The organism is Acetivibrio straminisolvens JCM 21531, from assembly GCF_000521465.1.
Lineage (GTDB): Bacteria > Bacillota > Clostridia > Acetivibrionales > Acetivibrionaceae > Hungateiclostridium > Hungateiclostridium straminisolvens.
This window is the reverse complement of record NZ_BAVR01000047.1, coordinates 23,461-30,244: the sequence shown is the minus strand read 5'-3', so window position 1 is coordinate 30,244 and position 6,784 is coordinate 23,461. Positions and strand designations below refer to the sequence as shown.

The 6,784-nt window shown below is 39.4% G+C and carries 8 protein-coding genes; 5 read left to right on the top strand and 3 right to left on the bottom strand.

The annotated features are described in order from the left end of the window. Window positions 1-255: 255 nt before the first annotated feature. Both JCM21531_RS12395 and JCM21531_RS12390 read left to right on the top strand, forming a co-directional pair. Window positions 256-1,185: a M23 family metallopeptidase gene (locus JCM21531_RS12395; protein WP_038290346.1), complete on the top strand. Its 930-nt coding sequence runs from the start codon at window positions 256-258 to the stop codon at window positions 1,183-1,185. A gap of 70 nt (window positions 1,186-1,255) precedes the next feature. Further along, window positions 1,256-1,681, top strand: coding sequence for a bactofilin family protein (locus tag JCM21531_RS12390; protein WP_038290343.1), 426 nt, complete (start codon window positions 1,256-1,258; stop codon window positions 1,679-1,681). Between the two features lie 133 nt (window positions 1,682-1,814). On the opposite strand, the gene yunB is transcribed toward JCM21531_RS12390, so the two are convergent. Next, entirely contained in the window at window positions 1,815-2,486 is a 672-nt protein-coding gene (yunB, locus tag JCM21531_RS12385; RefSeq protein ID WP_038290342.1) for a sporulation protein YunB, read from the bottom strand. Between the two features lie 199 nt (window positions 2,487-2,685). Here yunB and JCM21531_RS22165 point away from each other — a divergent pair, with 199 nt between their 5' ends. The 3 genes from JCM21531_RS22165 (at window position 2,686) to JCM21531_RS22155 (ending at window position 5,157) form a co-directional block, all read left to right on the top strand. After that, window positions 2,686-3,483, top strand: a complete 798-nt coding sequence (locus JCM21531_RS22165; RefSeq protein ID WP_243467625.1) for a transglycosylase domain-containing protein — start codon at window positions 2,686-2,688, stop codon at window positions 3,481-3,483. Window positions 3,484-3,614: 131 nt separating this feature from the next. Further along, window positions 3,615-3,860 (top strand): hypothetical protein, encoded by a 246-nt coding sequence (locus JCM21531_RS22160; protein ID WP_243467624.1) that lies wholly within the window; start codon window positions 3,615-3,617, stop codon window positions 3,858-3,860. Then, complete coding sequence (locus JCM21531_RS22155; RefSeq protein ID WP_279379052.1) at window positions 3,844-5,157, top strand: transglycosylase domain-containing protein; 1,314 nt, start codon at window positions 3,844-3,846, stop codon at window positions 5,155-5,157. The genes JCM21531_RS22160 and JCM21531_RS22155 overlap by 17 nt, the downstream gene beginning before the upstream one ends. Window positions 5,158-5,229: 72 nt before the next feature. Here the strand turns inward: JCM21531_RS22155 and JCM21531_RS12375 are convergent, their stop codons facing one another. Both JCM21531_RS12375 and JCM21531_RS22150 read right to left on the bottom strand, forming a co-directional pair. Next, entirely contained in the window at window positions 5,230-6,438 is a 1,209-nt protein-coding gene (locus JCM21531_RS12375; protein ID WP_038290341.1) for an ABC transporter permease, read from the bottom strand. A gap of 19 nt (window positions 6,439-6,457) precedes the next feature. Beyond that, entirely contained in the window at window positions 6,458-6,778 is a 321-nt protein-coding gene (locus tag JCM21531_RS22150; RefSeq protein ID WP_243467623.1) for an efflux RND transporter periplasmic adaptor subunit, read from the bottom strand. Window positions 6,779-6,784 lie beyond the last annotated feature (6 nt).

Here is a 6,784-nt window from a genome sequence, read left to right as displayed (position 1 = left end):
GGTAATAATTATTTACACCTATATATAGGATTACCGGTATAAGGATAACCGGGCTTCACGGCTTTTTGACTTTTATATGAGGCTATATCTTATAATGATGCGAATTTTTGTATATAATATAGAAGAATATGTATTTTTCGATTTTTTATATTGTTAATTGTGACTTTGATTTTATTTTTGACAATGATATAATAAATAAGGTTTTGTTATGAAAAATTTGCTATGAATAATAAATTAAAATAAAAGGCGGTTGTTATGAAAAGATCAAACCACGGAAAGGAAAACAAATATTTATCGATTGTTGTTATTCCTCACAATACAGATGAGATAAAGGTGTTTAAAATCTCTTCCGTAAAATACAAGTTAATGGCTTTAGGTGCTGTTTTACTGACTATGTTTATCTGCTCCGGAATTTTGATTACATATTTGATGCACGAAAACCGTGCATTAAACGATGACAGGAAAAAGGTTATTGCAGTCAATAACCAGCAAATGAATTTGATTACTGAAAGAGAGGAAATTATTCAATCATATATTAGAAAAATCGAAGAACAGGATAAATTAATCAAAAGCTTTACAAGTCTCTACAGGGATATGACCGCAAAATATATTGACGGCAATATGGAAAGCGTTACAGCTTCAAGATCCGGTCTTAGAGATGATCGTGCCTTTATAAACGATATAAACAAACTTAAAGGCATTTTAGACAAACTCGAAGAAATTAACGGTGATGATACCGATATTCTGAACGAGTTAAGCGATACCCAATCCAAGCTCAAAGAGTACGTAGATTCCATTCCTACTCTATGGCCGGCTTCAGGAAGAATCAGTTCCAATTTCGGAACCCGCTCGGATCCCTTCAATTTTTCCCAAAAGAAACATGAAGGCCTTGATATTGCAGCAGACTACGGTACCGTAATAAGGGCTTCGGCAAGCGGAAAAGTTATCCTTTCAGACTGGTACGGCAATTACGGCAAATGTGTTATTATCGATCACGGTTACGGTCTTAGCACACTTTACGGCCACTGCCAAACTCTTCTTGTCAAAGAAGGACAAACTGTCAAAAAGGGAGATAAAATAGCGACAGTGGGTAGTACCGGAAGAAGTACAGGTCCCCATTTGCATTTTGAAGTAAGGCTCAACGATGTCCCTACGGACCCGCTTCAATATTTGGATAGCAAATAAAAGCTTTATCTCATATCTTATTAGTAGATAAAAGGCATTAAACAATATCTTATTAAAGGGGAGGCTAAGCATGTTTAATAAAAAGGAAAGTTCAAGCCCGGATGTTTTTGATACACTTATAGGTGTTAATTCTATCTTGGAAGGCAACATTACAACAGAAGGTACCATCAGAATTGACGGCAAAATAAACGGAGACATTAAAGTAAAAGGTGATGTTTACATAGGCAAAGATGCCCATGTAAACGGAAGCATATTTGCAAACAATGTGTACATATCCGGCAGAGTGGATGGAAATATCGAAGCCAAGGGAATATTAAGGGTCATGTCAACTGCACAGCTTTATGGAGATATACTGGTTCAAAGCCTCATATCCGATGAAGGAAGTATATTTGAAGGAAACTGCAAAATGGTGTCCGGCTCAAATACTCAGAATCAGGATGGCGGAAATTCAAAAAAAGACAAAAACACAAAAGATAAAGACAGCGGCAAATCTTAATCTGAAGTAAAATAACCGTTGACTTTCCAAAAGCAAAGCAGCAGATTTCAGTAACTTTCCAGGTCAGGCGGAGTCAAGACTCCATCTGACTTTTATTTTACCAACCATTTTTGTTCTGAAGGTTTGGATATTGTCACCTATCCATTCCTCTATTTATATAAAACTCCGGAACATCACCTATAATTACTGTTTCTGCTACAGGTATACTTGTTGTTATTTCCGTCTTTTTAGCCGTAAACGGCACCGCAATTCCCACAATGGTCTTTACCTCAAGATATATTCTGTGCTTTGTCTGGTTGATTCCTGCGCTGACAAATTCCGATTTGAAATCCGTTTCCACACTCCCTGTGGGAATTACTTTAACATTGATTCTCGGTCCGCTGGCTGCAAATAAAGAATCCCCAAACACCGCACCCAGTGGAATTGATATTCTTTCATCCTTCAATTCCGAAAGCCTGTTTTGAATGTCGAGGGATAAATCGGAATATATTCTATTGAGCTTTACTATATCTGTTTGTATGGAATCAATCCTGTCATTTTCATCTCTGTTGATTATTACAATTTCATCATAATTTACATTATCATGGAAGTTATCATTTACGGCCCTGCTTACCGTACGGTTTATTATTGCCTTTGTCCGGTGTTCGGATATTTCCATAATGCTTCGCCTTATCCTGCCTTCAGCAAAAGCTATAATAAGCGCTAGGACAATAATAATTATTGCAATTATTATGTATGTATTAAATCTTGCCCTGCTCCTTTTCCAATACCAGAGTCTTCGGTAAAGATTGGTTTTTCGCCTCATAAAAAACCCTCCTTTACTTATTTTATGCCTAAAGCTTGTCCTCCGTGAGCACATATTATCAAATAAATTACAAAGAATTTTTTATCACTTCACAATTTTATGTTATAATGTAATAAGTTTAGACTAGAATCTTTATTAAAGAGATAATTGGATAAGCAAACAACATTTGCTTTTACTTTAAAAAAGGAGAGGAACTTTTATGAACTCGAAAACAGGAACTGCTTCAAAGAGAACTCAAAAAAGCTCAAACAAGAAGCGGACCAATAAGCCTTTTAGAGTAATACTGTCGTCCTTTAGGGTCTTTATCTTTTTTGCAGTTATGCTTACAGTTATTACAGGAGGCATATTATCGGGTATGACATTAGCTTATGTCAAAACTACAGAAGACCTCACTGCGGAACATCTTATGTTAAAAGGTTTTACCACCAGGGTATATGACTGTAACGGCAACGAAATTATGGCGTTGCAAGGAGACAAAAACAGAGAAATGGTTGATTTTAAAGATATACCGCAGGATTTGAAAGATGCCTTTGTAGCAATTGAGGACAAACGTTTTTACAATCATCCGGGTATAGATTTTAAAAGAATAACGGGAGCGGTAATAAATTTCTTCAAGCCCGGAGCATCATCTTACGGTGGTAGTACCATAACGCAGCAGGTAATAAAAAATCTTACCGGCAACGAGGAGAGATCCGTTAAGCGAAAGGTCCAGGAGTGGAGACTTGCGCTCAATCTGGAGCGTAATCTAAGCAAAGACCAGATACTGGAACTTTATATGAACCTCATATATATGGGACAGAACTGCTATGGAGTTCAGGCTGCCGCACAAACTTATTTCAACAAGGATGTAAGCGAACTTAGCCTTGCCGAATGTGCCTCTTTAGCCGGTATTACCAATTGGCCCGGCAGATACGATCCCTTCACCGAAAAAGGTAAAGAAAACAACATTAAACGTCAGAGGGTTATTTTAAAAGAAATGTTGGATCAGGGTATATAACCCAGACGGAATACAATAATGCTATAAATGAAGAACTGAAGTTTGCCGAGTCAAACAAACGCACGTCGGAGTATGTCAGCAATCAGCCCTACTTTATAGATCAGGTTGTAAAAGACGTAAAGAGAGATCTTATGGCACTGGGTTATTCGGAAGAATTGGCCATAAGAACCATTTATAATAACGGACTTGAAATATATACCACGATGGACCCTAAGGTTCAAAAGGCAATGGATGAGATATTTAAAGACGAAAAGTATTTCACAAAAATAAACAAAAAGACCAGCCAAACACCTCAGGCGGCTATGGTAATTATGGACCAACGGTTATGTCAGAGCTCTCTACGGAGGTTCCGGAGAAAAGATAGGGGCACCTCTTAATAGGGCATCGGATCCCCAGGTACAGAGGCAGCCGGGTTCGACTTTCAAGCCAATTGCCATTTACGGACCTGCCATTAATGAGAGAAGAATAACCGCTGCCACAATCATAGATGATATCCCTGTGTACTTACTGGGTGAAGACAAAAGTGCATACCCTACCAATTATGACCACACATATGCCGGACTTACCTCTATCCGCAACGGTATAAAAAGATCTGTAAACGTAGTGGCAGCCAAAGTGTGGCAGGATATTTTAGGTCCTGATTTGTCTTTGGAATATCTTGACCGGGTCAATATAAACAGAGACAATGAAAGATATCTGTCGCTCGCGATGGGTGGACTTTATAAAGGTGTAAATCCTCTTCAAATGGCAGCGGCATATGTGCCTTTCGTCAGCAAAGGAATATACTATGAACCCGTAACCTATACAAAGGTTCTGGATATGCAAGGAAATGTCCTTCTGGAGAAAAAGCCAAAAAGCAGCATCGTTTATGATGAAGCTGCTGCATATGTTATGATTGACATGATGAGAAGTGTCGTGAGAGAATCGGGCGGAACAGCCGTCGGTCTCGGTCAGTTGCAAAACGGAAAAATGCCTACGGCAGGTAAGACAGGTACTACCAGCGACAACTATGATAAATGGTTCGTAGGATTTTCGCCCTATTATGTGGGAGCTGTGTGGTACGGTTATGACCACAATGCCAGCATTTCAAGCGCCGAATCGAACAGAGCGCTGCAAATTTGGCATGATGTTATGGAAAAAGTACACGAAAACTTGGAGCCGGTGCAATTTACCGAACCCGATGGTATTGTAAGAAAGAGTATATGCATCTACTCCGGTAAAACCGCAACAGATTTATGTGCCAATGATCCTAGAGGTTCTGCAGTGAGAAATGAATTATTCATCAAGGGTACGGAGCCTTCGGATGAGGATTTATGCGATGTACACGTCAAGGCACAAGTATGCAAGGACAGCACCGATGCCAACGGAAATCACTTGCTTGCCGGTGAATACTGTCCCCGTGATTCGGTGCAGGAAAAGATATTTATAAAGCGTCCGGTGCCTTATGTACCCAAGAAGCCCGGAGAAAAGGCGCCTGCCGACATTAAATACGAGCTTCCCGAAGGAGAGTACTGTAATATCCACGGTCCTTCACAAGCACCGGATTTAGATGATATTGACAACAATGCTCCCGGTGGCACTGATGAAATGCCTTATGACAGAACCCTGTGGACCGATTTTCTTGAGGAACTTGATCAAACACTTCCTCGAGTATTCAGGCGAGATAACAGATAATAAAGAATATAAAAAGCTCTGGGCTTAAAGTCTCAGAGCTTTTTATATTCTTAAGATTATTCCATCCTTTGATTATTCGTATCTTAGCGATTCTATGGGGTCCAAGTCCGCCGCCTTCTTTGCAGGGTACACGCCGAATATGAGTCCCAATGCTACCGACCCTAGAAACGCTCCGACAACTACAGGAACATCAACAACAGGCGGAATTTGAATAATCTGAGAAATAATATTGCCTCCCAAAACTCCTAAAAATATCCCTATGCTGCCGCTTATTCCCGTCATAATAATTGACTCTGTAATAAACTGAAATATTATGTCTTTCTTCCGCGCTCCCAAAGCCTTTCTTATGCCTATTTCCCTTATTCTTTCTGTCACGGAAACAAGCAATATGTTTACAATGCCTATACCTCCAACAATGAGAGTAATAATTGCAATAACCAAAAGCACCGCCGATACAACACCAATTATGCTTGAGAGAATTTCCTGGGAATCCTGGGTGCTGTATGTCATATATATGTCTCTTTTACCTTTGCTTATCTCCAGAGCCCTTACTATTCTGTCCCCCACTTCTTTATAATCCTCTTCCTTGTCCAATGTAACAAGTATGCTGTCTAGAGTTCTATTGTTGTAATACATTTGCTGAACCGTGGTAATAGGCATATATACTTGAGTAGGAAAGTCCTCATTGTCCAACAAACTCGCCATAGCCTCATTGATGGATTTTGTGACTCCAATTATCTTTAGTTTGTAGTTTCCTGAGGGTGCTTTAAATTGTACTACCTCACCTATTATATCCACCTTGTTGAAATATCTTTTGGCAAAGTATTCATCAACAACCACTACCTTCAACCTTGAAGATACGTCAAAATCAGTAAAAAACCTACCCGCTGCCATCTCCATCGGTGTAATATCTTTGTACTGGGCTGTGGTTCCATATACCAAAGCGCCCCTGGTTTTTGTATCTAATCGAAATGTACCCGTACGCTGAATGTAGGTTGTGACATTTTTTATCTCCCGTGCAGCTTTTTTTACTGTCTCAATATCTTCAAGATACAACCTCTCATCGTTGTCAACGTTCATATTTTTGTAACCAATGGTGAGCACGTTGGCACCGATTTTCTCAAATTGACTGTTAATATATTCTTCAGTAGCATTTCCAATTGCCATTATAGTAATAATTGAAAATACACCCATCACAATTCCAATCATGGTAAGAATGGACCTCAGCTTGTTTGCTCTAAGGCTGTCAAGCGCCTGCCTAATACTTTCCAGGAAGCTCATTTGTAGCACCTCTTTTCAATTATTCTATTATCTTTACTCTAGATCCATCCTTATGGAATGATTGCGGATCATCTACAACAAAATCTCCTTCGTTAAGCCCTTCCAAAACCTCAGCAGTCATGTCGGAGATAATGCCAAGTTTGACATTTCGCTGCACCAGAACACCTTTTTCTTTGTCCACCAGCAATACATACTCGTTTCCATCCTTATCGGTTTTTAAGGCTCCCATCGGTACTACGACTATATCATTTTTCTCGCTGGTCAATATCTCACAATCGACACTAAGTCCCGGTTTCAGTTCTGAAGCGGCATTGTCAATTGATATATCCACCTCAATCACTACTTC